This is a genomic window from Sphingobium sp. B11D3D (genome assembly GCF_025961755.1).
Lineage (GTDB): Bacteria > Pseudomonadota > Alphaproteobacteria > Sphingomonadales > Sphingomonadaceae > Sphingobium.
In genome coordinates this window covers 3517012-3539011 of the sequence record NZ_JAOQOG010000001.1, presented here as the reverse complement: position 1 = coordinate 3539011, position 22000 = coordinate 3517012, and the positions used below count along the sequence as shown (strand labels likewise).

Annotated in this window: 27 protein-coding genes; 12 read left to right on the top strand and 15 right to left on the bottom strand. The window is 64.1% G+C overall.

Features of this window, described 5'->3' with window-relative positions; translation table 11 throughout:
- Positions 1 to 3: 3 nt before the first annotated feature.
- The gene (locus M2334_RS16420) at positions 4 to 804 is read right to left on the bottom strand and encodes an exodeoxyribonuclease III (RefSeq protein WP_181560868.1); all 801 of its coding nucleotides are present in this window, start codon (positions 802 to 804) and stop codon (positions 4 to 6) included.
- A 621-nt stretch (positions 805 to 1425) separates the two neighbouring features.
- Between M2334_RS16420 and M2334_RS16415 the strand changes: the two genes are divergently transcribed.
- The gene (locus tag M2334_RS16415; RefSeq protein ID WP_264605992.1) at positions 1426 to 1911 is read left to right on the top strand and encodes a vgr related protein; all 486 of its coding nucleotides are present in this window, start codon (positions 1426 to 1428) and stop codon (positions 1909 to 1911) included.
- Between the two features lie 5 nt (positions 1912 to 1916).
- Here the strand turns inward: M2334_RS16415 and M2334_RS16410 are convergent, their stop codons facing one another.
- The 9 genes from M2334_RS16410 to M2334_RS16370 form a co-directional block, all read right to left on the bottom strand.
- Positions 1917 to 2411 (bottom strand): flavin reductase family protein, encoded by a 495-nt coding sequence (locus M2334_RS16410; protein WP_264576861.1) that lies wholly within the window; start codon positions 2409 to 2411, stop codon positions 1917 to 1919.
- A gap of 135 nt (positions 2412 to 2546) precedes the next feature.
- Positions 2547 to 2978 (bottom strand): SufE family protein, encoded by a 432-nt coding sequence (locus M2334_RS16405; protein ID WP_413715179.1) that lies wholly within the window; start codon positions 2976 to 2978, stop codon positions 2547 to 2549.
- A 40-nt stretch (positions 2979 to 3018) separates the two neighbouring features.
- Complete coding sequence (locus tag M2334_RS16400; RefSeq protein WP_264571489.1) at positions 3019 to 3279, bottom strand: hypothetical protein; 261 nt, start codon at positions 3277 to 3279, stop codon at positions 3019 to 3021.
- A 25-nt stretch (positions 3280 to 3304) separates the two neighbouring features.
- Positions 3305 to 3604, bottom strand: a complete 300-nt coding sequence (locus M2334_RS16395) for a hypothetical protein (protein ID WP_264593432.1) — start codon at positions 3602 to 3604, stop codon at positions 3305 to 3307.
- A 29-nt stretch (positions 3605 to 3633) separates the two neighbouring features.
- Positions 3634 to 3936, bottom strand: a complete 303-nt coding sequence (locus M2334_RS16390) for a cell division protein ZapB (RefSeq protein ID WP_181561549.1) — start codon at positions 3934 to 3936, stop codon at positions 3634 to 3636.
- A 94-nt stretch (positions 3937 to 4030) separates the two neighbouring features.
- Positions 4031 to 4411 carry an envelope stress response membrane protein PspC gene (gene pspC / locus M2334_RS16385; RefSeq protein WP_181560863.1) on the bottom strand — a complete coding sequence of 127 codons (381 nt, stop codon included), beginning with the start codon at positions 4409 to 4411 and terminating at the stop codon, positions 4031 to 4033.
- A 1-nt stretch (position 4412) separates the two neighbouring features.
- Positions 4413 to 4679, bottom strand: coding sequence for an envelope stress response membrane protein PspB (gene pspB / locus M2334_RS16380; protein WP_181560862.1), 267 nt, complete (start codon positions 4677 to 4679; stop codon positions 4413 to 4415).
- Between the two features lie 3 nt (positions 4680 to 4682).
- Entirely contained in the window at positions 4683 to 5351 is a 669-nt protein-coding gene (gene pspA, locus M2334_RS16375) for a phage shock protein PspA (RefSeq protein ID WP_181560861.1), read from the bottom strand.
- A 66-nt stretch (positions 5352 to 5417) separates the two neighbouring features.
- The gene (locus M2334_RS16370; RefSeq protein WP_264605991.1) at positions 5418 to 5594 is read right to left on the bottom strand and encodes a hypothetical protein; all 177 of its coding nucleotides are present in this window, start codon (positions 5592 to 5594) and stop codon (positions 5418 to 5420) included.
- A 182-nt stretch (positions 5595 to 5776) separates the two neighbouring features.
- On the opposite strand from M2334_RS16370, the gene pspF reads away from it, so the two are divergent.
- On the top strand, positions 5777 to 6817 hold the full coding sequence (gene pspF, locus M2334_RS16365; RefSeq protein WP_264605990.1) for a phage shock protein operon transcriptional activator: 1041 nt from the start codon (positions 5777 to 5779) through the stop codon (positions 6815 to 6817).
- 32 nt (positions 6818 to 6849) lie between these two features.
- Here pspF and M2334_RS16360 read toward each other — a convergent pair whose 3' ends face one another.
- The gene (locus M2334_RS16360; RefSeq protein ID WP_264574156.1) at positions 6850 to 7413 is read right to left on the bottom strand and encodes a urate hydroxylase PuuD; all 564 of its coding nucleotides are present in this window, start codon (positions 7411 to 7413) and stop codon (positions 6850 to 6852) included.
- A gap of 247 nt (positions 7414 to 7660) precedes the next feature.
- On the opposite strand from M2334_RS16360, the gene M2334_RS16355 reads away from it, so the two are divergent.
- Complete coding sequence (locus M2334_RS16355) at positions 7661 to 8272, top strand: superoxide dismutase (protein ID WP_264571487.1); 612 nt, start codon at positions 7661 to 7663, stop codon at positions 8270 to 8272.
- 183 nt (positions 8273 to 8455) lie between these two features.
- Here the strand turns inward: M2334_RS16355 and M2334_RS16350 are convergent, their stop codons facing one another.
- The gene (locus M2334_RS16350; RefSeq protein ID WP_181561548.1) at positions 8456 to 8911 is read right to left on the bottom strand and encodes a universal stress protein; all 456 of its coding nucleotides are present in this window, start codon (positions 8909 to 8911) and stop codon (positions 8456 to 8458) included.
- A 142-nt stretch (positions 8912 to 9053) separates the two neighbouring features.
- Between M2334_RS16350 and M2334_RS16345 the strand changes: the two genes are divergently transcribed.
- The 6 genes from M2334_RS16345 to M2334_RS16320 all read left to right on the top strand — a co-directional run bounded on the left by M2334_RS16345 (position 9054) and on the right by M2334_RS16320 (position 17012).
- Positions 9054 to 10367 (top strand): pyruvate dehydrogenase complex dihydrolipoamide acetyltransferase, encoded by a 1314-nt coding sequence (locus M2334_RS16345; protein WP_264605989.1) that lies wholly within the window; start codon positions 9054 to 9056, stop codon positions 10365 to 10367.
- A gap of 7 nt (positions 10368 to 10374) precedes the next feature.
- A complete protein-coding gene (locus tag M2334_RS16340) occupies positions 10375 to 10779 on the top strand; it encodes an acyl-CoA thioesterase (RefSeq protein WP_264605988.1) in 405 nt (134 codons plus the stop codon).
- Between the two features lie 80 nt (positions 10780 to 10859).
- The gene (locus tag M2334_RS16335) at positions 10860 to 11282 is read left to right on the top strand and encodes an endonuclease domain-containing protein (protein WP_264605987.1); all 423 of its coding nucleotides are present in this window, start codon (positions 10860 to 10862) and stop codon (positions 11280 to 11282) included.
- Positions 11275 to 12690 (top strand): dihydrolipoyl dehydrogenase, encoded by a 1416-nt coding sequence (lpdA, locus tag M2334_RS16330; RefSeq protein ID WP_264605986.1) that lies wholly within the window; start codon positions 11275 to 11277, stop codon positions 12688 to 12690. The genes M2334_RS16335 and lpdA overlap by 8 nt, the downstream gene beginning before the upstream one ends.
- 11 nt (positions 12691 to 12701) lie before the next feature.
- Positions 12702 to 13364 (top strand): phosphatase PAP2 family protein, encoded by a 663-nt coding sequence (locus M2334_RS16325; RefSeq protein ID WP_264605985.1) that lies wholly within the window; start codon positions 12702 to 12704, stop codon positions 13362 to 13364.
- Between the two features lie 378 nt (positions 13365 to 13742).
- Positions 13743 to 17012, top strand: coding sequence for a carboxypeptidase regulatory-like domain-containing protein (locus M2334_RS16320; protein ID WP_264605984.1), 3270 nt, complete (start codon positions 13743 to 13745; stop codon positions 17010 to 17012).
- 100 nt (positions 17013 to 17112) lie between these two features.
- On the opposite strand, the gene mtgA is transcribed toward M2334_RS16320, so the two are convergent.
- Both mtgA and M2334_RS16310 read right to left on the bottom strand, forming a co-directional pair.
- The gene (gene mtgA, locus M2334_RS16315; protein ID WP_264605983.1) at positions 17113 to 17865 is read right to left on the bottom strand and encodes a monofunctional biosynthetic peptidoglycan transglycosylase; all 753 of its coding nucleotides are present in this window, start codon (positions 17863 to 17865) and stop codon (positions 17113 to 17115) included.
- Between the two features lie 29 nt (positions 17866 to 17894).
- A complete protein-coding gene (locus M2334_RS16310; RefSeq protein WP_264605982.1) occupies positions 17895 to 19232 on the bottom strand; it encodes a dihydroorotase in 1338 nt (445 codons plus the stop codon).
- A 49-nt stretch (positions 19233 to 19281) separates the two neighbouring features.
- Between M2334_RS16310 and M2334_RS16305 the strand changes: the two genes are divergently transcribed.
- The 3 genes from M2334_RS16305 (at position 19282) to M2334_RS16295 (ending at position 21086) form a co-directional block, all read left to right on the top strand.
- Positions 19282 to 20058 (top strand): YgfZ/GcvT domain-containing protein, encoded by a 777-nt coding sequence (locus tag M2334_RS16305; RefSeq protein WP_264605981.1) that lies wholly within the window; start codon positions 19282 to 19284, stop codon positions 20056 to 20058.
- Positions 20055 to 20801 (top strand): glutaminyl-peptide cyclotransferase, encoded by a 747-nt coding sequence (locus M2334_RS16300; RefSeq protein ID WP_264605980.1) that lies wholly within the window; start codon positions 20055 to 20057, stop codon positions 20799 to 20801. Before M2334_RS16305 ends, M2334_RS16300 begins: the two co-directional genes overlap by 4 nt.
- A gap of 102 nt (positions 20802 to 20903) precedes the next feature.
- On the top strand, positions 20904 to 21086 hold the full coding sequence (locus M2334_RS16295; protein WP_264571478.1) for a DUF2892 domain-containing protein: 183 nt from the start codon (positions 20904 to 20906) through the stop codon (positions 21084 to 21086).
- Between the two features lie 140 nt (positions 21087 to 21226).
- Here M2334_RS16295 and M2334_RS16290 read toward each other — a convergent pair whose 3' ends face one another.
- Positions 21227 to 21949, bottom strand: coding sequence for a DsbA family protein (locus M2334_RS16290; RefSeq protein ID WP_413716128.1), 723 nt, complete (start codon positions 21947 to 21949; stop codon positions 21227 to 21229).
- Positions 21950 to 22000: the final 51 nt, after the last annotated feature.

Genomic DNA, 22000 nt, shown 5'->3' with positions numbered 1-22000 from the left:
CCATCAGAAGGCGAATTCCGTAATCAGCGGAGCGTGGTCCGAGGGGCGCGTCCAGCTGCGGCAATCCTCGGCGACCTGATGCGAGACCGCCGTCTCCGCGAGGTCGGGGCTCAGCCACATATGGTCGAGCCGACGGCCGCGATCAGACTTCGCCCAATCCTGCGCGCGGTAGCTCCACCAGGTGTAGAGCCGCTCGGGCGCGGGCACGAAGCGCCGGCCAAGGTCGATCCAGTTGTGCGAGCTTTGGAGATGGCCGAGCAGGTCGCGCTCAATCTGGGTGTGGCTGACGACGTTGATGAGCTGCTTGTGGCTCCACACATCGCACTCCAGCGGCGCGACGTTGAAGTCGCCGAGCAGCAGGGTCGATCCGCCGAGCTTGCCGGACCAATCGATCATACGCTGCAGAAAATCGAGCTTCTGGCCGAACTTGCGGTTGATCGTGCGGTCCGGCTCTTCGCCGCCGGCGGGCACGTAGACATTCTCGATGCGCAGCCCGTTTTCCAGCCGCACGCCGATGTGGCGCGCCTCGCCATTGGCTTGCCAATCGAGTCGCTCGTCCTCACGCACCGGAATGCGGCTGACGATGGCCACGCCATGGTGCATCGGCTGGCCGTGCAGCACCTGATGATTATAGCCGAGCCGGCGGAACAGGCCCTCCGGAAAGGAGCCGTCCACGACCTTCGTCTCCTGCATGCACAGAACGTCCGGCTGATACTCGGTGAGGAAGCGCTCGACGATTTCGAGGCGGGCGCGGACGCTGTTGATATTCCAGGAGGCGATCTTGAGAGTCTGCTTGGTCGACATGGCCAAAGTCCCTAGCCGCCCTCGGCGCCGAACCCAAGCCGCGAAGCGATTATTTTGACTCGAGCGGCTGTGCGTCGCGGCACCAGGCCGGGCGTATAGCGCGGACATCGAAAACCCCCGCTCCGGGGGGCATGGAGCGGGGGCTCGAAGAAAGCGCCTGAATTTTTGCGCATGTGGTGCGGGGCGAAGCCCGGGCAACAGGGGGGAATCCCGAGGTCAGTCCCCGCGCCACATCGCTTTTCTAAGTCAGCCCAGATGACCGCCCGATGAATGGACCTGTCAGACTTGGGCAAGATTGTCGGTTTTTACGCACGGGAAATGCCGCGCGGGGATCACCCGTGAAAAAAATTCCGCCCGGATGGGGCGGGCGCGGGTTTGATGCCGATCAATGTCGGCGGCGCCGTTCGGTGAAAAGAGGGCTCATCACATGGTTTGCAGGAGCATTCGCGATGAACCTTCTTATGCAGTGGCCGGTCCTGACCTTCATCGGCATGGTTGCGGTCTTTGGCGTCATTCTGGCGGCGGTGTCGGTTCTCGATCTCAAGAGCGAGTGACGGCCGGCGGGCATGCGCCGGGAGAGGCGGGCCTTGCCGGTGAGGCAGGGGCGCCTATCACGGCTGCATGGCCGTCCCATCCCCGCACATTGGCGCCGTCGATCGGCCGCTGTCCCAGCCGGAGCGCGCGCTGGTCGAGCGGGTGTTCGGCGATGCGATCGCCCTGGACGAGGTGCGGATTCGCAACCGCAAATGGTGGCCCTTTCAGCCGCGTGCCATCGTCATGGCGCCGCGCGGGCATATTCATTTCCATCCGCAGGGGCGCAGCTATTGCGATTGCTTCGGTGCCGGCGATCTGGCGGCGCAAGGGCTGTTCATTCACGAAATGACGCACGTCTGGCAGCACCAGACCGGCATCAACCTGCTGGTGTGGCGGCACCCGTTCTGCCGCTATGATTACGACTACCAGCCGGGCAAGCCGTTCGCGCGCTATGGGATCGAGCAGCAGGCGGAGATCGTCCGCCATGTCTTCCTGATGCGCAGCGGTCGGCAGGTGCCGGGCAAGCCGTCTTTGCCGGAGCTGGAGGCGATCCTGCCGTTCGGCCGGGCGTGAGCCGGTCAGGCGGTGGCGTCTTCCAGATCGATCAGTCGGTGATAGCCACCGCGATAGAAGATCAGCGGCGAGCCCTCGGGCGCACGCTCCATGGCCTGCACCGCGCCGACGACGAGAAGATGGTCGCCCAATTCCACGACCTTTTCGATCGCGCATTCGATCCATGCGAGCGCACCATCGAGAATCGGCAGGCCGCCGGGGCTGGTGCCATGGGCCATGCCCTCGAACTTGTCGTCATGCCGCGAGGCGAATCGCCGGCAGGTCTCCAGCTGCGCATTGCCCAGCACATTCACGCAGAAGCGGCCGGTGGTGGCGATATTGGCCCAGCTTCCCGAGCGCTTGTCGGGCAGGAAGCCGACCAGCGGCGGGTCTAGCGAGATCGAAGAAAAAGTGCCGACCGCGAGGCCCCAGCGCTGGCCGTCCGCATTATTTGAGGTGATGACGCATACGCCGGTGGGATAACTGCCGAGAACGTCGCGGAAATGCTTGGGATCAATCAATGCGCCACCTGTTTCTTCTGGCGCCCGCCCTGTTCGTGGCGGAGGCCGAATGCGAATGAAGCTGCGGTGAAAACGGCTCACCGGTATGGCGCCCAACCTGCAAGCTGTGACGTGAGCCTGTCAACCGCCCCCTTTTCAACCCGCAGCATCCTCCGCCTGCAGGCGAGTCGCCGTTTCCCGGATCAGCGCGATCATGTTCGGCAGCCCTTGCGTGCGATTGGACGAGAGCTGGCGCTTGAGGTCGAAGGGTGCCAGCGCCTGTTCGATATCGAACGTCGCGACCTCCGCCGGCATCCGGTCCTGCACAGTGAGCAGGACCAAGGCGATGATGCCCTTGGTGATGGCGGCGTTGCTGTCCGCCAGGAAATGCAGCGCGCCATTGTCCAGCCGTGTCGGGTAGACCCAGACGGAGGCGGAGCAGCCCCGCACGAGCGTCGCGTCCGTCTTCAGCGCGTCCGGCATCGGTTCCAGTTCGCGGCCCAGGTCGATCAGTAGCCGGTAGCGCTCATCGCCTTCGAGCAGTTCGTAATCGTCCTGGATGGTCTGCAATGTCGTCATGCCGCCCATATAGGTCGCGGCGCGCGGGAGGCCAGTGAAACTCTGCGGATCAGACGTCGATGCCGGCGGCGATGGCTTCCAGCTTGCGGATGCGCTCCTTGAGATCGGCCATCTCGATCAGCCCGCCGGCCAGGGGTGCGTCCGGGGTCGGCGCGCGCGGGGCGGCGCGGCTGGCGGCCATGTCCAGCTCTGCCCGCTTGAGCGCCAGCCATCCGTTCCAGCCCTTGAGCGAGGCCAGGGCGACAAGTGCAAATGATAAAGTTAGCGCTATCATGGTCATGGCGTGCTTCACGAGGTCAAGATCGGTCATGACTCTATCTCCTCCTGTCGATGTCTTAGTGGTCGGTCCGCGTGGGGGTTTCGTGAGGGGCGGATTCAGCGCCGCCGAGCTGGTCGATTTCATGGGCAAGGGCCGCGCCGCGATCGGTCACGATCCGCTCCAGGACCCGCACCCGCTGCTCCAGCCGCTCGACTTGCGCGGCATATTGTGCGGCCTTTTCTGCGGTCTGTGTGCCGAGCACGTCCAACTCGCGCTCGCGCAGCTTCATCTTCTGCCGCATATATTTGCTCCAGATGCCCCCGATGACCGGGATGCCGACGACAATCATGAAGAATAACAGCATTGAAGCAGGCATGATGGGACTCCCGGCCAGTTGGATGGCGATCAGTTGGAGGGGGTGCGCAGGCTTTCGATCTCGTTGGTCAGATGAAGGGCGCTGTCGGTCACGATGCGCTCCACATTGGCCAGCCGATCCTTGACCGCGCCAAGCTCGGCACGCAGCTGCGCATTCTCCTGGCTGAGCAGCTTGATCCGCTCGCTGAGCTCCTCATTCTTCTGCGGGTAGACGGCCTTGCCCCAGCTGTTCTCGAGCGGATAGCCGTGCCGGACGCGCAGCCAGGTGTTGAAGACCCATCCGGCGATGGCCAGCAGGCCGAGCAGCGAACTGGCGCCGACGATGAGCGGCATCGATTCGACGACGGCGTCCGCGGTGATAGGATCCATGGTTGAAATTCCCCTGTAATCGAGCGCTGTTGCGCCTCTCATTCGCCTCGCCCTTGTGTCAGCGCAGGCTGTCGATCTCGTCGGCAAGCCGGGTGTTGCGGCTGGTGTAGAAGGTCTCGATGTCGGACAGGCGCCGGTCGATGTCGCGGAACTTGCTGCGCACATCGCGGGTAGAGCGCGCCGGATTGGTGCGCACGCCCTGCCAGAAGCGCTCGTCTTCCCGGTCGGCATAGAGGCCGGTCGGCTTGGGCTCGGCCATCCATGCGGCGAGCAGATAGGCGATCACCGTCCAGGGGAAGCCGCCGGCCAGCGTCACGAGCACGGCGCCAATGCGGACCCAGAGCACGTCGATGCCCATATAGTCGGCAATGCCGGCGCACACGCCCATGGCTTTGGCATTTTTCTTGTCGAGGTAGAATTTGGTGCGGCGGGCGGACATCTCAGTTCCTCCTGTCGAAATAGGGATCGTCGCTCGCGCTCGGGCGGGCTGGACGGAAATCGGGATTATCGGCGGCGATGATCCGCTCGACCGTCTGGAGGCGCTCCTCCAGGCGACGGGCGAGCATGTGCATCTCATCGAGCAGCCGTTCGTCCTCATCGGTGATCTTGGGCGCCTGCTTCCACTTTGTGACATAGTGGAAGATCAGCCACGGCATGCCGATGAACAGCATGCCGCAGATGACGATGGGCAGAAAGACGTCCTCCATGGATCAATCCTTCCTGGCTTGCGCGGCCTTGAGCGCCGCGAGTTCGGCTTCCACCTTGTCGGCGGACTGGAGCTCGGCGATTTCCTGCTCCAGCGTCTTGGGCTGACCGCCCAGACCCATGGCATCGGCTTCGCCTTCGGCCAGATCGACCCGGCGCTCCAGCAGTTCGAAGCGGGAGAAGGCATCCTGCACGCGCTCGCCATTATACATCTCGCGCGCACGCCGGCGCGTCTGTGCGCTCTCCATGCGGGCGACGAGGCTGTTCTGCCGGACGCGCGCCTCGCGCAGCTTGGCCTGCAGCTTGGCGATGTCTTCTTCGGATGCGGCCAGCGCCTCATCCAGCATGGCAATCTGCCCGCGCAGCTGCTCGGCCATGTCGCCGGCCTTCTGCTTCTCGACCAGCGCGGCCTTGGCAAGGTCTTCGCGATCCTTGGAGAGGGCGAGTTGCGCCTTCTCGACCCAGCTTTCCTGCAGGGCATCGAGCTTGGCGATGTGGCGGCGCATCTCCTTCTGGTCGGCGATGGTCCGCGCTGCCGATGCACGCACCTCGACCAGCGTCTCCTCCATTTCGAGGATGATCATGCGGATCATCTTGGCCGGGTCCTCGGCGCGATCCAGCAGATCGGTCACGTTGGCGGCAATGATGTCCCGGGTGCGAGAGAAAATACTCATGTACATACTCCAACTGAGGCGGTTCGGTCGGGGCAGCGGGGGTGTGCTGCCCCGACCTTGAAGCCGTCACACAAGGGATTGTGACGGCTTGTCCGGTGTGTTGTCCAGAGCCGCTGCAGTCGTGGCGGCAGGGTTGCCGGTGAGAGCAGGGCCGACAGCGCCGATCACCATGATGGCGCTGAAAATGAGGGTAAGACATGCTGCAGCGGTCTGAGCACCGAAGCGGTCGATTGTGTTCAACATGGCGGTCTCTTCCTGATCCTGGTTAGGCCTTCAAATCCCGCTCGTTGGCGGATTGCCCAATGCAGTGCAGGGGGCGTGCCAATTTCTGAGAAGCCCGGATTTTCGCCAATTTCTTCTTGATCGAGGTGGGCGCGAAGCATTGTTTGTTGCAATGAGTTGGGAAATATCCCTAAAAGTTGGGAATGGAAAAGACGACGCATTTCGTCGGGGAATCCCTCGCCTTTCTGGATGCGGTCGAGCAGGCCGGCCGCGCGGCTGACCTCAACCGCCCGGTGCTGGTCATCGGCGAGCGGGGTACCGGCAAGGAGCTGATCGCCGAGCGCATCCATCGCCTTTCCCAGCGCTGGGATGGGCCGCTCATCATCATGAACTGCGCCGCCTTGCCCGAGACGCTGATCGAGGCTGAGCTGTTCGGCCATGAGGCCGGCGCCTTCACCGGCGCGACGCGGGCGCGGGCCGGTCGCTTCGAGGAGGCCGATGGCGGAACCCTGTTCCTCGACGAACTGGGCACGCTCTCCATGGCGGCGCAGGAGCGGCTGCTGCGCGCCGTGGAATATGGCGAGGTGACGCGCATCGGCAGTTCGCGGCCGCTCAATGTCGATGTGCGGATTGTCGGGGCGACCAACGAGCATCTGCCCGATGCGGTGGAAGCCGGGCGGTTCCGCGCCGACCTGCTCGACCGGCTGAGCTTCGAGGTGATTACCCTGCCGCCTCTGCGCGGGCGCGAGGGCGATGTCGACGTTCTGGTCGAGCATTTCGGGCGCAAGATGGCATCGGAATGCGGCTGGTCGTCATGGCCGGGCTTTTCCAAGCGGATGATGACGGCGCTCAACGCCTATCGCTGGCCCGGCAATGTGCGCGAGCTGCGCAATGTGGTCGAGCGCGCCGTGTATCGCTGGCCCGATCCGGATCGGCCGATCGACGAGATCCAGCTCGATCCCTTTGCTTCGCCCTGGAAGCCGCAGCCGATGCCGGGAAAACCCGCTACCGCCACCGCGGCGCCTGTCGCCGGTCCTTCCGAGGAGGGTGCAGTCGAAGATGGACGATTGCTGATCGCGCTGGACGATGTTGCCGACTTTCGCGGTGCTGTCGACGCGCATGAGGCCGCGATCCTGCGCCATGCGCTCCAGCGCCACCGCTTCAACCAGCGCGCCACGGCCAAGGCGATCGGGCTCTCCTACGACCAGTTGCGGCACTGCCTGAAGAAACACGCCCTGCTTTGAGGCGCTTGCGCCTCGCGCAGGGCGCCGGCCGGTCAGCCGCCGTTGAAGTTGACCATGCAGTAGAGCATCGGGATCGACAGCAGCGTGTTGGTGCGGCTGAAGATCATCGCGCGGGTGGCAGCGCTGGCTTTGGTCGCATCGTCGGCGGCCACCAGCCCCAGCGCCTTCTTCTGCGCCGGCCAGATCACGAACCACACGTTGATCGCCATGATCACGGCGAGCCACATGCCAAGGCCGATCAGTTGATAGGGCGCCTTGAACGCGAACGCCTCGTGCAGATAGCCGGTGCGCCATGCCACTAGCAGGCCGGTCAGCACGGTCAGCGCCGCGGCCCAGCGGAAGAAGAACAGCGCGGACGGCGCGATGAACTTGGAGACGCCCGGCTTCAGCTCTGCCGGGACCTTGGGCATGGTCGGGATCTGCACGAAGTTGAAGTAATAGAGCAGGCCGATCCACAAAATGCCGAAGAAGGTGTGCAGCCAGCGCAAGGCGGCGGAAACGGATTCGCCATTCGGGCCAATGCCGTAAATGACGGCCAGGGTCAGAATAACCCCGATCAGCAGGACGAGATGCAGATTGCCGAACAGTTTCGTCATGATGCTCCCCCAGTCGTTTGCCGGGTGCTTTGACCGCACCCTCCCCTAAAGCCGGTTATCGGCCATCGCACAGGCTATGCCAAAGTCGCGCCGCTGTCATATCGAAATTATATTTGGCGCTGATCGGGAGAGATGACTGGAAAGCTGCCGGTCTACGCGCCATCTGCTGCGGGCAACCGACACGAATCGCGCGCCTGCGCGTTTCGCCTGCAGAACGACTTTAATGCACCAAGAGGAGATTAGCGCCATGGCATTCACACTGCCCGACCTTCCCTATGCCAAGACCGCCTTTGGCGATGACATGTCGGCCGAGACCTTCGACTATCACCACGGCAAGCACCACAATGCCTATGTGACGAAGGCCAATGAGCTGGTCGCCGCCGATCCGGCCCTGCAGGGCAAGTCGCTGGTCGAGCTGATCAAGTCCTCCAAGGGCGGTCTGTTCAACCAGGTCGGCCAGATCTGGAACCACAGCTTCTTCTGGCAGTGCCTCTCGCCCGAGACGCAGGAGCCGAGCGGCAAGCTGGCCGATCTCATCAACGAAGGCTTCGGCTCGACCGACGCGCTGATCGAGAAGCTGAAGGCGGAAGCCGTCGGCCACTTCGCCAGCGGCTGGGCCGCGCTGATCCTCAAGGACGGCAAGCTGGAAGTGACCAGCTATCACGACGCTGATTGCCCGGTGGCGCATGGCGATACGCCGCTGTTCATCCTCGATGTATGGGAGCACGCCTATTACATCGATTATCGCAACGCGCGCCCCAACTTCGCGGACACGATCCTCAAGAAGCACGTCAACTGGGCGTTCGTCGCGGAGAATCTGGACGGCAATGGCGCCGAACGGGCCAACCAGCCGGGCTGAACCCGCCGCAATCGGATTTTGAAGGAGGGGCTGGCGAAGGTCGGCCCCTTTTTCGTTGTCGTAATGAAATTAACAGTGCTCCTGCGAAGGCAGGAGCCCAGGGCTCAACCGACGAACCTCGCCGCCCTAGGCTCCTGCTTTCGCAGGAGCACGGCTTTGATTTGACTTGGCGGCAGCGGACCCTCAGCTCAGCCGCTCGATATCCTCGCGGCTCAGCGATCCGGGGATGATCATCACCGGGCAGGGCAGGGTACCGGCATCATTGCCGGCAAAGTGCGCCACCAGCGGGCCGGGCGCGCCCTTGGGCGCCGCCCCGAGCACGAGCGCGGCGACCGTTTCGCCCGAGGCCAGCATCTCCTTCACCGATGCCACGGGATCGCCGACCTTGACCGTGATCGCGGGCTGGATGCCCGCTTCCGCCATCAGCGTGCCGGCGGCACTGGCCGCGAGGGCCTCGGCGCGGGCGCGCGCTTCTTCCTCCATCGTCGCCTGCACGGCGCCCCATTGGACGAACTCGGTCTTGGGCACGAGCGCCAGCATATGCACGCCGCCGCCCGTCTTGGCAGCGCGGCGCGCGGCGAACAGCAGGGCCGATTCCGCCTCGCTGCTTTCGTCCACCACGACGAGATAAGTCCGCATCATCGCCTGCTCCCCCGAAGAAACCGGCTCGGTAGGTGCGGGAAATTCGGTCTGGATGCAAGGGATGGCCTTGACCCCGACGGGCAAAGCGTGAAGGTGGCCGGTGATTGTCCAACCCGAAAAACAGGAAAGCCTGGCCCCCATGGCGATCAATATCCAGATGCCCGCCCTCTCGCCGACCATGGAGGAAGGCACGCTTTCGAAATGGCTCGTGAAGGAAGGCGACACCGTCTCGTCCGGCGATCTGCTCGCCGAAATCGAGACCGACAAGGCCACCATGGAATTTGAAGCCGTGGACGAAGGGGTCGTCGGCAAGATACTCGTCGCCGAAGGGACCGACAATGTGAAGGTCGGCACCGTCATCGCGGTTCTGGTCGAGGAAGGCGAGGAGGTGCCGAGCGGCGATGCTCCCGCTGTAGCCAAGCCCGCACCCAAGGCCGACGCCGCTGCGGAGAAGAAGCCGGAAGCAGCCAGCGCCCCCAAGCCGGAGCCGGAAGTCGCGAAATCGACCGCTGCGCCGGCCGCTGCCTCCTCTGGAGATCGCGTCAAGGCGAGCCCGCTTGCCCGCCGCATCGCCACGAACAGCGGCATCGATCTGGCCGCGGTTTCCGGTACTGGTCCCAATGGCCGCATCGTGAAGGCCGATCTGGAGGGCGTGAAGCCCGGCAGCACCGCGCCCAAGCCGGCCGCGAGCCCGGCCGCGGCGCCCACAGCGTCGGCTTCGGCCGCGCCTGCCCCGGTGGCCGCGGCCGCGCAGGATTTCGGCATTCCGCACGAGGTCGAGAAGCTCTCGAACATGCGCAAGACCATTGCGCGCCGCCTCACCGAATCGAAGCAGCAGGTGCCGCACATCTACCTTACCGTGGATGTGCGCCTCGACGCGCTGCTCAAGCTGCGTGGCGAGCTGAACAAGGCGCTCGAATCGCAGGGCGTGAAGCTCTCGGTCAACGATCTGCTGATCAAGGCGCTGGCCAAGGCGCTGCTGGCTGTGCCCAAATGCAATGTGCAGTTTGCCGGCGACCAGTTGCTCAAGTTCAGCCGGGCCGACATCTCGGTGGCGGTGTCCATCGAGGGCGGCCTCATCACGCCGATCATCACCGATGCCGGCGCGAAGTCTGTCTCCGCCATTTCGACTGGGATGAAGGACCTCGCCACTCGCGCCAAGGAAGGCAAGCTCAAGCCGGAAGAGTTCACCGGCGGCACGGCCAGCCTCTCCAACATGGGCATGATGGGCATCAAGCAGTTCGAGGCAGTGATCAATCCGCCGCAGGCGATGATCATGGCGATCGGCGCCGGCGAGAAGCGGCCTTATGTGATCGACGATGCGCTTGGCATCGCGACCGTCATGTCCGCCACCGGCAGCTTCGATCATCGCGCGATCGATGGTGCGGACGGCGCGGAGCTGATGAAGGTGTTCAAGGAACTGGTAGAGGCGCCGCTGGGTCTGGTGGCGTAAGCGCACCATGGCCGCTGACGAGGATGTCCTGCCGGAAGGTGCGCCCGCCACGCGGATCACCGCGATGCCGGCGGATGCCAATCCCTATGGGGACATTTTCGGCGGCTGGCTGATGGGCCAGATGGATATGGCGGCGGCGCTTGTCGCCTCGCGGCACAGCAAGGGCCGGGCTGTCACCATCGCCGTGGAAGGCATGCAGTTCCACCGCCCGGTGCTGGTGGGAGACGAGGTCTCCGTCTTCGCGACGCTCATGAAGGTGGGCAGCACGTCGATGACCATTGAGGTCGAGGCCTGGCGCCGCGCGCGGCACAGCGAGAAAACCTACAAGGTCACGCAGGCCCGGTTCATCTTCGTCGCCATCGACGAAGTGCGCCGCCCCCGCAGGGTGCCGCCGATGGTTGCCGAGGCGTGATGGTTCCAGGCGCTTCGTTTTTCCCCTCTCCCCTTGAGGGAGAGGGAGGGACCCGCCGCAAAGCGGTGGGAGGGTGAGGGGTGCCAGGCTACAGCACAAGCACTCTGACCCAGGCCAAGCGTTTGCGTCGCGACCTGACCGACGCGGAACGCCTGCTCTGGAAAGCGCTCCGGAGCGGCCAGCTAGGTCTCAAATTTCGCAGGCAGCAACCGATCGGCCCCTTCATCGCCGATTTTGTCTGCCCGGAGCGGCGGCTAATTCTCGAAGTCGATGGCGGTCAGCACGCGGAAAGCTCGTCCGATGTCGCTCGCACGGCTTGGCTCAATGAGCGCGGCTACATTGTGCTGCGGTTTTGGAATCATGATATTCAAACCAACTTGCAGGGAACGCTCGAAGCGATATCTGCGGCGTTGAAAACCCCTCACCCTCCCACCGCTGCGCGGCGGGCCCCTCCCTCTCCCTCAAGGGGAGAGGGCATTATGGATGGAGCATTTCGTGTCTGAATCCTATGACGTCATCGTTCTCGGTTCCGGCCCCGGCGGCTATGTCGCGGCGATCCGCGCGAGCCAGCTTGGCCTCAAGACGGCCATTGTGGAGCGCGAGCTGCTCGGCGGTATTTGCCTCAACTGGGGCTGCATCCCGACCAAGGCGCTGCTGCGCTCGGCCGAGATCTTCCATTATATGAGCCACGCCAAGGATTATGGCCTGGCCGCCGAGAAAATCAGCGCGGACATCGAGGCGGTGGTGAAGCGCTCGCGCGGTGTCGCCAAGCAGCTCAATGCCGGCGTCACGCACCTGATGAAGAAGAACAAGGTTGCCGTGCACATGGGCACCGGCACGATCACCGGCAAAGGCAAGCTCTCGGTGACGGACCAGGACGGCAGGAAGACCGATCTGGCCGCCAAACACATCATCGTGGCGACTGGTGCGCGGGCACGCGACCTGCCGTTCGCGCCGGCGGACGGCAAGCGCATCTGGACCTATCGCACCGCGATGACCCCGCCGGAAATGCCGGGCAAGCTGCTGGTCATCGGCTCGGGCGCCATCGGCATCGAGTTCGCGAGCTTCTATAACGACATGGGCGCGGATGTGACCGTGGTCGAGATGATGGATCGCATCGTGCCGGTCGAGGACAAGGACGTCTCTGCGTTCCTCGAAAAGCAACTGGTGAAGCGTGGCATGAAGATCGTCACCGGCGCCTCGCTGGAGAGCCTCAAGGCCAGCGACAAGGGCGTTACCGCTGCCATCAAGGGCAAGGATGGCAAGAGCGAAACCAGCGAGTTCAGTCATTGCATCGTCGCCATCGGCATCGTCCCGAACACCGAGAATATCGGGCTGGAGGCGCTGGGCGTCACGCTGGAGCGCGGCCATATCAAGACCGATGGCCTGTGCCGCACCGGCGTCGATGGCATCTGGGCGATCGGCGATGTCACCGCGCCGCCATGGCTCGCGCACAAGGCCAGCCATGAGGGCGTGACCGCCGCCGAGGCGATTGCGCAGGCGCTGGGCAACAAGGATGTCCACCCGCATGAGATGGACCCGCTCAACATTCCGGGCTGCACCTATTGCCAGCCGCAGGTCGCCTCCGTGGGCCTGACCGAGGCGAAGGCGAAGGACGCGGGCTATACCGTCAAGGTCGGCACTTTCCCGTTCATCGGCAATGGCAAGGCGATCGCGCTCGGCGAGGCGGAAGGCTTCGTGAAGACTGTGTTCGACGCCAAGACCGGCGAGCTGCTCGGCGCGCACATGGTCGGCGCTGAGGTGACCGAGATGATCCAGGGCTTCACCATCGGCAAGACCGCCGAGCTGGTGGAGCAGGACTTCATGCAGACGGTCTTCCCGCACCCGACCATCAGCGAATCCATGCACGAGAGCGTGCTGGCCGCTTATGGGCGGGCGCTGCACATCTGATCCATCGGCGGATGCGGCAACCGCCAACTCCGGGCGTCGCGCTCAGTTTTGCGCTCGGCCTGGCGTTGCTGGTCGCGGCCATCGGCTTCCTCCAGCCCACCGGCCTGTTCGCGCCCATCGATGAGCGGCTGATGGCACTGGCGGGCAAGCTGCACGGCGTGCGCGGTGCGGGGCTTGTGACGCATGGCGCAGTGGCGCTGGACCGGCTGGGCGCGGTGGGCGGTCGCACGTTGATCGTGCTGGCGGTGGGGCTGGTCTTCATCAAGCTGGGGCATCCCGAACGCTTGATCCCGCTGCTGGTCGCGGGCGTGGGGACCGCGCTCGTCATCGGCGTGGTGAAGCTCGGCTTCAATGCGCCGCGCCCGATGATGCTCTCCCCCGATATGCTCCCCTGCCTCGTCGAGACTGTGGGCACCAGCTTTCCCAGCGGGCACGCCGCCGGCGCCATGGCGCTCTATGGCGCCATCGCGCTGCTGGCGCGGAGCCGGGTGGTGACATGGGTCTGCGCGGCGATGATTCTCGCCACGGGGGCCAGCCGGGTGTGGCTCGGCGTGCATTGGCCGAGCGATGTGGCGGGCGGCTGGGCGGTCGGCCTGATCTGGCTGCTGCTCGTGTTTTTCATCCTGCCCTGGTGGCGTCCGCTTCTGCAGCGGCCGGTCATCTCGCGCGACTGAGCCTCGCCGGCAGCCCAGACGGTCGATTGGGCCAGCGATCCGTTCATCTCATGGCAAGATTCTGCGCGAGCGTTGCATCGATGCCGCACTGCACAATATGCCATTGATATCGCGCGATTTTATTGCCGCGTTACGAGCGATTTGCGAAATTTTCCTCCTTTTTCCGGATACATACCGCTCATTTCGCAATGGCGAGACTGGGCTGGTCGCCAGTATGAACCCGCCATCGTCATAATTGAGTCACGTCCGCCAGACACGGGCGATGACATAAGGATCGCAGACCAGGCGAGAGGATGTGTCCGAGCCCACAGGGGTGAAGGCAGCCGTGATCAGGACGGCTCAAGACCAGTTTTCGTGATGATCTAAAGGGGATCTTCGATGCGCAACTTCCGCTTCTTCCTCGCTGCCTCGGCCGCGAGCATCGCCACCTGCGTGGCGATCAGCCCTGCCCATGCGCAGGAAACAACCTCTTCCGTGCGCGGCACTGTCACGGCAGAAGGCGCGCCGGTCGCCGGCGCCGCCGTCACCGTGACGCACGTCCCCTCGGGCACCGTCTCGCGCACGACGACGGGCGCCGACGGCAGCTTCTCGACCAGCGGCCTGCGGATTGGTGGGCCTTACACCATCATGGTCAGTGCGCCGGGCTATCTCGATGCGACCGTCACGGATGCCAATCTCACGGCCGGCCAGACCTTCCGTCTGCCCATCGCGCTCACAGCCGAGGGTGAGACCATCGTCGTGACAGCCTCCGCCGTCACCGGCGCAGGCTCTTACAGCCAAGGTCCCGCCAGCGCGTTTACCCGCGATGACATCGAGGGTGTCGCTTCGGTCAACCGCGATATTCGCGACGTGGTTCGTCGCGATGCTTTCGCCACGCTCGATCTCACGAACAGCCGCGCTGTTTCCATCGCCGGCCAGAACCCCCGTTTCAACCGCTTCTCGGTCGACGGCGTGCAGTTCTCCGACGACTTCGGTCTGAACAATGGTGGCTTGCCCACCGGTCGTGGCCCGGTTCCGCTCGATGCGATCGGTCAGGTCTCGGTCAAGGTCGCGCCATATGACATCTCGGCCGGCGATTTGCAGGGCGGCGCCATCGATGTGGTGCTGCTCTCAGGTACCAATGACTGGCATGGCACCGGCTTCTACAGCTTCAGTAGCGACGGTCTGACCGGCAACCGCACCAAGGACCGGCCCCTCAATCTCGATTTCGAGAGCCGCGTCTATGGCGCGACGCTGCGCGGGCCGATCATCCCCGACCGTCTATTCTTCATGGTTTCCGGCGAGCGTGCGCGTGAATCGACGCCGATCAATATCGGGCCTATCGGTGGGGGCTTCGGCAGTGAGGTTCAGGGCGTCACGCAAGGCCTGCTCGATCGGATTTCCGGCATTGCGCAGAGCGTCTACGATTATGACGCGGGTGGCGTCCCGACGAGCAACACAGAGCGGGACGACAAGGTTGTCGTAAAGCTCGACGCGAACCTGTCCGACAATCACCGCGCTGCCCTGACCTATATCCATAATGACGGCTCGTTCTATGTGCAGACCGGGCGGGACAATAACTTCTACTCAGGTACGGAGTTCAGCGCGACCCGGCCGCAATATGGGCTGTCATCGAACAACTATATTCTGAGCGAGAAGGTCCACTCCGGCGTCTTCCAGCTCAACAGTGACTGGTCGGACACCTTCTCGACTGAGGCGCGCGTCGCCTATCGTAAGTACACACGCGGCCAGAACCCGACGCAGGGCGCGAATTTCTCCCAGTTCTCGATCTGCGCTGATGAGACATCGCAGGTTGATCCGGCGGTCTCGGCCTCTCCGACGACCTGCACCAGTGGTGTTCCCGTTATCAACATCGGTCCGGATGCCTCGCGCCACTTCAATGCATTGGAAAGCGAGAATTTTTCGGGGCAGTTCCTCGGTGAGCTTAACCTGAACAGCCACCGTGTACGGCTGCTGGCAGGCTTCGAGAATGTGAAGACCTATAACGCGTTCCTCCAGCATGCGTTGGGCACTTACTACTTCGATTCGATTCAAGACTTCCAGAACCGGCGTGCAAGCGCGCTGCGCTATCAGGGCGCGCGTTCTCAGGAGCTTTCCGACGCTGCTGCACAGTTCCGTTATACGATGTTTACGTTCGGCATCATGGATGACTGGGAAGTTACGCCTGACTTCACTTTCACCTATGGCGTGCGTTGGGACGTGTATGACATGAACACGCCCGTTCCGTTGAATTCCAATGTTTATAATCGTTTGGGCTTCACCAACACGGCCACGCTTGGTGGACGCGATGTCTTGCAACCACGCGTCGGCTTCGACTGGCGGGTAAATGACCGGTTGTCCGTGCGCGGCGGCGGCGGCCTGTTCGGAGGCGGTTCACCGGACGTGTGGGTCTCCAACAGCTACAGCAACACCGGCATCGTGACGTCCAGCCTGACCATCCAGCGCAATGCCGCAGGTGCCGTGACAGGTGGTCCAGCGGCTGGTCTGCTGAACGTGACAGGCCAAGGTGTCGCACAAGCCGTGATGGACGCGGTTTCAAACGCATCTGCCGGCACGACCGGTTCTACAGCGCTCCTTGATCCTGAGTTGAAACTGCCGAGCCAGTGGAAATTCAGCCTGTCCGCTGACTACCGTGCCGATTTTGGTGCGCTGGGCGATGGCTGGAACTTCGGTGCGGATCTGCTCTACACGCGGGTCAAGGATGCGCTGGTCGTTACGAATGCCCGGTTTGTAAAGACGGGCGCGACCACTCTGGATGGCCGCCCCAAATATGTGAGCGTGGTTGGCCCGACCGACAGCAATGAAGACCTGATGCTCACGAACGGGGATCAGGGGCGGAGTATCGTCGGTGTGGTCCGGTTCGACAAATCGTTCCAGAACGGTTTTTCGTTCGGCGGCAGCTACACTTGGCAGGATGTCAAGGAACTCAGCCCTCTGACTTCTTCCACGCCGGGATCCAACTTTACCAATGCTGTGTACGTGGATCCCAATTATCCGGCTTACGGAACCGCCAACGACCAGATCAAATGGCAGTTCAAATATTATGCCGGCTTCGAGCATGCGTTCTTCGGCGACTACAAGACGCGCTTCCAGCTTTTCGGCGAGACGCGTGACGGTCGTGCATTCAGCTACACCATGAACGATGCATCGGCTGTTGGTGGCGTCTCGCAATTGTACGGGATCAACCGCACGGGCGGTCGTCATCTCCTCTATGTCCCGAATGTGAGCAGCCAGACGGCCGATGCAAATGTGGTATATGCCAGCACTGCTGTGTACGAGGCTGTTCGCGATCTCGTGAACGGATCTGTCCTTAAGAACTTCCAGGGTCAAACTGCACCGAAGAACGTCGGACGCTCGCCCAGCTTCACGAAGATCGATCTTCACATGGAGCAGGAGATTCCGGCGGTTGTCGGTCGGTCGCGGATTACGCTGTTCGCGGACATCGAGAATGTTCTGAACCTGCTGAATCGGGACTGGGGGCAGCTTCGTCAGGTCGCGTTCCCATATCAAGCAGCAGTGGTTACCGTGACGTGCGGCAACGCCGCATGTACACAGTACCGCTATGCTTCTCCCACAACGCCGCAGGAAGTCGTTCAGACCCGCCAGTCGGTTTATCAGGTCCGCCTCGGCGCGCGCTTCAGCTTCTGATCTGCCGCGAATAGAAACCGGAAGGGCGGGGGCAGCTATGCCTCCGCCCTTTTTGTTGGGCTGCTTATTTGCTCTTTGTGCGGGAACTGCGTCTGCCCGCTCAGTTCAGATCCAGGCAGGCATCCAGTCCGTCGGCTTTCACATGGCCGATCCAGCGGGCGATGTTGTTGCCGTGGCGGCGGGTGAAGCCGGTGGGGGCGATGGCGCCGCGCTTTTTGGGCAGGGGGAGGACGGCGGCGATGCGGGCGGCCTCGGTGCGGCTCATCCTGTCTGCGCCATGGTTGAAGTAGCGGATTGCGCCGGCCTGCACGCCGTAGGTGCCGATGCCCGTCTCGGCGACGTTGAGATAGACTTCCATGATCCGGCGCTTGCCCCAGATCGCCTCGATCAGCACCGTGTACCAGGCTTCCAGTCCTTTGCGGAAGAAGCCGCCGCCCTGCCAGAGAAACACATTCTTGGCGGTCTGCTGGCTGATCGTGGAGCCGCCGCGAATGCGCCCGCCGCGTGCGTTCTGTTGCATGGCCTGCCGGATGGCATCGGTGTCGAAGCCGTGATGCTGGCAGAATTTGGCGTCCTCGCCCGCAATGGCGGCACGCGGCATGTCCGGATCGATGTCCGACAGCGGCGTCCAGTCCTTGGTGATGCCGTTCTTGTCCATCAGCATGGTGATCGTCACCGGCACCGGCACGACTTTATAGACCAGCACCTGCAGCAACGAGATGCCGATGAAGGCGAGGATGAGCATCAGCAGCCAGCGGAACAGCTTGCCCGGCAGGCTGGTGGGATTGCCGGGAAAGCCCAGGCCCTTGCGCCGGGGCGCCTTGCGTCTCGTGGTGCTCCGCGTTGTCGCCATCGCCCCGCCTTCCCCCTTTTGCCTTTGCCTCAGTGGCCGGGGAACTCGGTCGCCTCGAAGCGCACCGGTTCGCCTACCGCCTCATTGGCGAGCTGGTTGTCCCACATCACCCGATGGCCGCGCACGATGGTGCCGATCGGACGGCCGGTCACGCTCATGCCCTCAAACGGCGACCAGCCGCAGCGCGAGGCCATCCAGTCCGCGCCCATCGTCCAGCGCGCCTTGAGGTCGACGACGGTGAAGTCGGCATCATAGCCGGTCGCGATGCGGCCCTTGCCGACCAGGCCAAAGATGCGCTGCGGTCCGGCGCTGGTCAGATCGATAAAGCGCTGCAGCGTCAGGCGGCCGTTCGCCACGTGATCGAGCAAAAGCGGCACCAAAGTCTGCACGCCGGGCATACCGCTCGGGCTGGCAGGATAGGTCTTGGCCTTTTCTTCCTTGGTGTGTGGCGCGTGGTCGGAGCCGAGCACATCGGGCACGCCCTGGCCGACCCAGTGCCACAGCCCCTCGCGATGGGCAGCGCTGCGGATCGGCGGGTTCATCTGCGCATAGGTGCCGAGGCGCGGATAGGCATCCTCGCCCGCCAGCGTGAGATGCTGCGGCGTCACCTCGCAGGTCGCGACATCCTTGTGCTGGCTGAGGAATTCCAGCTCGGCGGGCGTTGTGACGTGCAGCACATGGATGCGGCGGCCGGCTTCGCGCGCCAGCTTCACGATGCGGCGGGTGGCCATCATCGCGCTTTCATCGTCGCGCCAGACCGGGTGGCTGGCCGGATCGCCCTCGATCCGCTCATCTTTGCGCGCATTCATCCGCGCCTCGTCCTCGCAGTGCACGGCGACGCGGCGACGGCCATGGGCGAGCACCCGCGCGAGGGCCTCGTCCTCGGCGACCAGCAGGCTGCCGGTGGAAGCGCCCATGAAGATCTTCACGCCCGCCGTGCCGGGGATGCGCTCCAGCTCGCCGAGCTGCTCGGCATTGTCGCCGGTCGCGCCCACATAAAAGGCATGGTCGCACCACATGCGGTGATGGGCGCGCTTGAGCTTGTCGGCCACGCGCTCGGCAGTGTCCGTATTGGGATTGGTGTTCGGCATCTCGAACACGGCGGTGACGCCGCCCAGCACCGCGGCCCGGCTGCCCGATTCGAGATCTTCCTTATGCTCCAGCCCCGGCTCGCGGAAATGGACCTGGCTGTCGATCACGCCCGGCAGCACGTCGAGGCCGGTGCAGTCGATCGTTTCGCCCGCATCGCCCAAGCTGGTGCCGATCGCCGCGATGCTGCCGGCGGTGACGCCCACGTCTACGCGTGCCGGGCCGCTCGGGAGGTGGACGGTGCCGCCCTTCAGCAGCAGGTCGAATGTCTGGGCCATCGCGCGAACCTCTCTTGGCTTGGTGCTCCTCTCCCCCTACCTAAAGCGCATGTCCGCCACCACCCCCCTTGCCACGCCGCCTCTCGCAACCACGCTGCGCGATCGGGCCATCCTTCGTGTCGGCGGGGCGGAGGCGCGGCCGTTCCTGCAAGGCCTGCTCACGCAGGATGTGCTCGGCCTGCAGCCGGGCGCGCCGCGTTATGCCGGGCTGCTCACGCCGCAGGGCAAGGCGCTCTACGACATGCTGCTCTGGGCCAATCCGGCGGGCGGAGAGGATGTGCTCATCGATTGCGAGGCATCCCGCGCCGAGGCGCTGGCCCGCAGGCTGACGCTGTACCGGCTGCGCCGCCCCGTCACCATCGGCATCGAGGAAGGGCTTGCCGCGCACTGGTCTACCGATCCGGTCGAGGGTGCCTCCGCCGACCCCCGGCTCGCCGCGCTGGGCTGGCGGTGGCTGGCCCCAGCGGGGGAGGGCGACGCTTCGGACTTCTATCGCGCGCATCGGCTGGCTCAGGGCGTGCCCGAGGGTGTGGCGGAGCTGGGCGAGGACAAGACCCTCTGGCTGGAATGCAACGCGGAAGAGCTGCACGGCGTCGATTATGGCAAGGGCTGCTATGTCGGGCAGGAGAATACCGCGCGGATGCACTATCGGAACAAGGTGAACCGGCGGCTTGTGGTGGTGCCGCTCGACCGGTCCGACCCGGCTCGGCTGCGCATTGCCTATCCGGCTTTGGGGCTGGCGGTGGATCATCGACCGGTCGATTCGCTTGAGAGCCTCGCGCTGCCGGCCTGGCAGGCCGATGCGCTCGCGGAAGACGCCGAATGAAGCGGGTGCTTTTCGCGCTCCTCGTCCTCGTCTTCAGCGCGGGGCCAGCGCAGGCGGAGATCAAATGGGAGATCGTGCGAGAACTGCCGCATGATACAAAAGCCTTCACCCAGGGCCTCACCATCCATGGCGAGCTGATCTACGAAACCACCGGCCAGGTCGGCGAGTCGGATGTGCGGATCATGCGGCTGAGCGACGGCAAGATCCTGCAGCGGCGGCCCATGCGCGCCGATGTCTTTGGCGAGGGCAGTACGATCTGGGGCGACCGGATCGTGAGCATCACCTGGAAGGACGAGACCGGCTTCGTCTGGAACCGCAAGGATTTGAAGCCGATCGGCTCGTTCCGCTACACCGGCGAGGGCTGGGGCCTCACTCATGATGGCAACGCGCTGATCATGAGCGATGGCACGCCGGACCTGCGCTTTCTCGATCCCGAGAGCTACAAGGAGCAGCGCCGCGTCACCGTCACATGGGAAGGCGAGCCTGTGCGCTTTCTCAACGAGCTGGAGCAAGTCGGCGACGTTCTCTACGCGAACATCTGGTTCTCGCCGCTCATTGCCCGCATCGATCCGGCCAGCGGCAAGATCGACGACTGGATCAACCTGCAACCGCTGGTGGCGAAGAATATGAGCGCGAGCGGCGAGGGCGTGCTGAACGGCATCGCGTGGGATGCCAAGGCGCAGCTTCTCTACGTCACCGGCAAGAACTGGCCCAAAATCTACGCGCTGCGCCTGCGGGACTGAGCCTGAACGACTGAGATTGCGCCTGTTTGATCTTCATCAAGGTCAGGCGCCCGCCACCCGCCTAGCATCACCATCAGATGAAATGGTGAGAGGGCTGTGGCCATGGCTGCGAACATCGGACGACTGGACCGGATTATCCGGATTCTGATTGGCCTCGGGCTGATCGCGCTCGTCTTTGTCGGCCCGCGAACGCCGTGGGGTTGGATCGGCCTGGTGCCGCTGCTCACCGCGTTCGTCAGCTTCTGCCCGCTCTACGCACTGATCGGAATCAGGACCAAGTCCTGACCGTCACTTTGCGCGCCTCTCGTCCCACCGTCCGGGCATTGGAGGCCAGTGCAAAGGGAGGCCCCCTCTTGGCAGCGGAGGGGGCCTCCAATGTCCGGCCGGGACTCTTGAACGGCGCCGACTGAGCCGTTTCCGGTCAATCAGCCCTTGGTGCGCGCCTTGTCCACGGCCGCCTGTAGCGTCTCGGTGCCGACAAGGCCGTTGAACACCTGATCGCCCACCACGAACAGAGGCGTGCCCTCCGCGCCGAGGGCCTGGGCGAGGCGGATGTTGCTCATGAACTCATCATCGCCGCCCTTGGCCGCGATGGCGGCCTTCGCCTTGTCGGCATCCAGCCCCGCCGTGCGCGCGGCCTTGAGGATGGCGTCCGAGGAGACGCCGCCGGCCGCGTACATCGCCTTGTGGAAGGCCATGAACTTGTTCTCGCTGGCGGCCAGCAGGCTGACCTTCGCCGCATTGGCACTGCCATCGGCAATGATCGGCAGTTCGCGATAGACGACGCGCAGATCGGGATTGGCCTTCACCAGTTCCTCGATATGCGGCAGCGCGGCGCGGCAATAGCCGCAGGCATAATCCATGAAGGCGACGAGGGTGACCTTGGGCTGGGCCGCGCCTTCCCATGCGCCCGGATAGGGGGTTTCCAGCGCGGACCGGTTCTGATCGACCGTGCCGGCTGTCTGCTTGGCCTTCAGCCGTTCCATCGCCTGCGGGATGATCTCGGGATGCTCGAGGATATAGTCGCGCACCACCGATTCGATGGCGGCGCGGTCCGCCGTCGGCATGGCTGGGCTCTGATTGGTCGCAGCATAGGTCACCGCGGCGCCGCCGGCGAGCAGCGCAACGGCCATAGCCGGCATCACCATCCGCCCGCGCTTGCGCTCGCCGGTGCGGGTGCCCAGCGCGGACACGATCAC

Excerpts from the sequence above, each read along its gene's own strand:
- M2334_RS16420 (WP_181560868.1), bottom strand. The coding sequence starts at position 804 with ATGTCGACCAAGCAGACTCTCAAGATCGCCTCCTGGAATATCAACAGC.
- M2334_RS16415 (WP_264605992.1), top strand. The coding sequence starts at position 1,426 with ATGGCCGTCCCATCCCCGCACATTGGCGCCGTCGATCGGCCGCTGTCC.
- M2334_RS16405 (WP_413715179.1), bottom strand. The coding sequence starts at position 2,978 with ATGGGCGGCATGACGACATTGCAGACCATCCAGGACGATTACGAACTG.
- M2334_RS16400 (WP_264571489.1), bottom strand. The coding sequence starts at position 3,279 with ATGACCGATCTTGACCTCGTGAAGCACGCCATGACCATGATAGCGCTA.
- M2334_RS16395 (WP_264593432.1), bottom strand. The coding sequence starts at position 3,604 with ATGCCTGCTTCAATGCTGTTATTCTTCATGATTGTCGTCGGCATCCCG.
- M2334_RS16390 (WP_181561549.1), bottom strand. The coding sequence starts at position 3,936 with ATGCCGCTCATCGTCGGCGCCAGTTCGCTGCTCGGCCTGCTGGCCATC.
- pspC (WP_181560863.1), bottom strand. The coding sequence starts at position 4,411 with ATGTCCGCCCGCCGCACCAAATTCTACCTCGACAAGAAAAATGCCAAA.
- pspB (WP_181560862.1), bottom strand. The coding sequence starts at position 4,679 with ATGGAGGACGTCTTTCTGCCCATCGTCATCTGCGGCATGCTGTTCATC.
- pspA (WP_181560861.1), bottom strand. The coding sequence starts at position 5,351 with ATGAGTATTTTCTCTCGCACCCGGGACATCATTGCCGCCAACGTGACC.
- M2334_RS16370 (WP_264605991.1), bottom strand. The coding sequence starts at position 5,594 with ATGTTGAACACAATCGACCGCTTCGGTGCTCAGACCGCTGCAGCATGT.
- pspF (WP_264605990.1), top strand. The coding sequence starts at position 5,777 with ATGGAAAAGACGACGCATTTCGTCGGGGAATCCCTCGCCTTTCTGGAT.
- M2334_RS16360 (WP_264574156.1), bottom strand. The coding sequence starts at position 7,413 with ATGACGAAACTGTTCGGCAATCTGCATCTCGTCCTGCTGATCGGGGTT.
- M2334_RS16355 (WP_264571487.1), top strand. The coding sequence starts at position 7,661 with ATGGCATTCACACTGCCCGACCTTCCCTATGCCAAGACCGCCTTTGGC.
- M2334_RS16350 (WP_181561548.1), bottom strand. The coding sequence starts at position 8,911 with ATGCGGACTTATCTCGTCGTGGTGGACGAAAGCAGCGAGGCGGAATCG.
- M2334_RS16345 (WP_264605989.1), top strand. The coding sequence starts at position 9,054 with ATGGCGATCAATATCCAGATGCCCGCCCTCTCGCCGACCATGGAGGAA.
- M2334_RS16340 (WP_264605988.1), top strand. The coding sequence starts at position 10,375 with ATGGCCGCTGACGAGGATGTCCTGCCGGAAGGTGCGCCCGCCACGCGG.
- M2334_RS16325 (WP_264605985.1), top strand. The coding sequence starts at position 12,702 with ATGCGGCAACCGCCAACTCCGGGCGTCGCGCTCAGTTTTGCGCTCGGC.
- M2334_RS16320 (WP_264605984.1), top strand. The coding sequence starts at position 13,743 with ATGCGCAACTTCCGCTTCTTCCTCGCTGCCTCGGCCGCGAGCATCGCC.
- mtgA (WP_264605983.1), bottom strand. The coding sequence starts at position 17,865 with ATGGCGACAACGCGGAGCACCACGAGACGCAAGGCGCCCCGGCGCAAG.
- M2334_RS16310 (WP_264605982.1), bottom strand. The coding sequence starts at position 19,232 with ATGGCCCAGACATTCGACCTGCTGCTGAAGGGCGGCACCGTCCACCTC.
- M2334_RS16305 (WP_264605981.1), top strand. The coding sequence starts at position 19,282 with ATGTCCGCCACCACCCCCCTTGCCACGCCGCCTCTCGCAACCACGCTG.
- M2334_RS16300 (WP_264605980.1), top strand. The coding sequence starts at position 20,055 with ATGAAGCGGGTGCTTTTCGCGCTCCTCGTCCTCGTCTTCAGCGCGGGG.
- M2334_RS16295 (WP_264571478.1), top strand. The coding sequence starts at position 20,904 with ATGGCTGCGAACATCGGACGACTGGACCGGATTATCCGGATTCTGATT.
- M2334_RS16290 (WP_413716128.1), bottom strand. The coding sequence starts at position 21,949 with ATGGTGATGCCGGCTATGGCCGTTGCGCTGCTCGCCGGCGGCGCCGCG.